This is a genomic window from Limnohabitans sp., assembly GCF_040401135.1.
Taxonomy (GTDB): Bacteria; Pseudomonadota; Gammaproteobacteria; order Burkholderiales; family Burkholderiaceae_C; genus Limnohabitans.
The window spans coordinates 1-2,064 of sequence record NZ_JBBAOV010000065.1; the positions used below are offsets into that span (position 1 = coordinate 1).

A 2,064-nucleotide genomic window follows, 5' to 3' on the forward strand; every position below is an offset into this window, starting at 1 on the left:
TTCACGAGTAATAAGGCCAATCTTGCTTGATGGTCCGTCAACTTGAAACCTTTCGACGATAACAGAGTCATCAATCGCTGACTTCCTCCACCCAAGTTCATACAGAAAAGAATATCCTCGCGGTGGTCCTGCACTGCCGTCTCAGCATCAATGTCCGTCATCTGCCGGTCTGGAACGTTCGCAATGGCGCCATAATGCAATTTCCAAAGGCGCACCTGGTTCCGAGAATATCGGTGACCCTCTGCCTTCAACATCGCATAGAGCAGTCGTTCATTAGGGTTCCCTTTGCTCCGGATAAATGCACCAACTTTGTTCTCCATGTCCATGATGTCGTCAGATACTTCAGCTTGGAGGTGAGTGCTCGATGCTGCAGCTGGAGGGCCTTCACCATACTGTCGCTTCCAAAGCCGGATTTGTTTCTTCGAGAAACGGTGTCCCATTTTATGCAGCATGGGATACAGGTCGCGTTCCGCCGGATTGCCGTTGTCGCGTATATACTGACCAACTTTGTTCTCCATGGCGAGGATATCATCGATATCAGGTGCCTCGTGGCTGCTCGACGCGGCCGCCGGCAGCAAATGAACCATCTCACCAATATCGGCAGGTAGCTGACCTTGCGGTGGCTCACTACTCGATGCCGCACCAGTTCCGCGCCCGTGGATATATTGGTCCATGACAACGATATCTGCTGATACTCCCGCTGGTGGCCGTGTGCTGCATGTCGGCGCGGTCTTCCCAGTGATGCGGCGGCGCTTCTTCCGGTCATACAACTCTGCCACATCCCAGTGGCTGCTGCGATGTCCATCAATGTCAGATATGTCCCTCAGTATGAAGCGCGCTCTCGGATCTCCATCGCCATACTTCCTGGGCTCCATAGCTGGTGCACTCTCAATGACAATCTCAAAGGTCAACAAAGATATGCGTGCCAGAATTGGGAAGTCCTCTTCTTGGGCATAACCTGCGGCTCCAGGCATGGACAGCCGACTAGCTTGCTCGAGATACCCTTCAGCACGGAGTGTGTCAATAAGGTTCTCTCGGAGCATTGCGGCAGCCTCGTAGATTGCTCCGCTGCCTTCTCCAAGAAGCATACCGTTGTCGGCTATGTCGACCTTATGATACATCTCTGGATTGCTGGCATAATTGACGGCATGAAATAAACAGAGGCCGTCGGGTGGCATACGCCTCATGATGGCCAAGTGCAATAAAACACAACTTGATATTGAGCCAAAATGACTACGGAAAAAACTGGAACTGTTGGCGTGCTTGGTCTCTTGTTATAGCACGTTCGAATAATCGCAAGGCCAATAATGCATTCGTTGTCTGGCCGAGATACTCCCCGGTAGCAACACAAGCAGTGAAGCGCATCTGAATATAACGCACTTCACCTATATAGTCCGGTGGATTTTCGGGTCGGGAATGAATATCGGCCTCTTGGGGCCGAGATTCATTGTGACATACATCAATCCGAGCTCCGGCCCCATTCCAATGCCTTGATTGCAGTCTGCAACCCAAGCTTTGGAATAGGGTCAAAGCAAGGATTGATATATGGGGGTCGATTGCGCCATACGCCAGGTCAGGACATTAGCGCCCCGGACCCGTTGTCCTTCGTCCCGAGTTTTTGTTTTCCACGGTTTCGGCTCGCCTGTCGACCCTAAAACCGCCGCCGGCCGCCCGGAGGGCGGCAGACAGCGCTTTTAGGCTCGACAGGCGAACAGAAGCCGAAACAAAAAACACGGGACGAAGGACAACGGGTCCGGGCACTAATAACCTGACCCGGAGTAAATGAAACCAATGCACTGTCATCCGGATGTGGATGATATGACCCACGAACATGCTTCAATGCTCGTCGCGGAGGCGAGCCACATCAACAATACATTTCGCACTTGGATAAGGGGCCCGTCGTCACGAGCTTCGTCCCATTGTATGTCACAGAGGCCGTTTCCCCCCACGGTTATAAAGCCCATCAGGCCCACTCCGTGAGGATTTGCCCGGGCCGGTTATGGGGGTCGATAGCGCCGTACGCCAGGTCAGGATATTAGCGTCCCGGACCCGTGTTCCTTTGCC

At 53.1% G+C, this 2,064-nt stretch carries 1 protein-coding gene; it reads right to left on the bottom strand.

The genetic code is table 11. The features are described 5' to 3' along the window. On the bottom strand, nucleotides 1–1,178 hold a 1,178-nt coding region (locus tag ABWP81_RS11555), incomplete at its 3' end, for a hypothetical protein (protein WP_353141915.1). Between the last annotated feature and the right edge of the window lie 886 nt (nucleotides 1,179–2,064).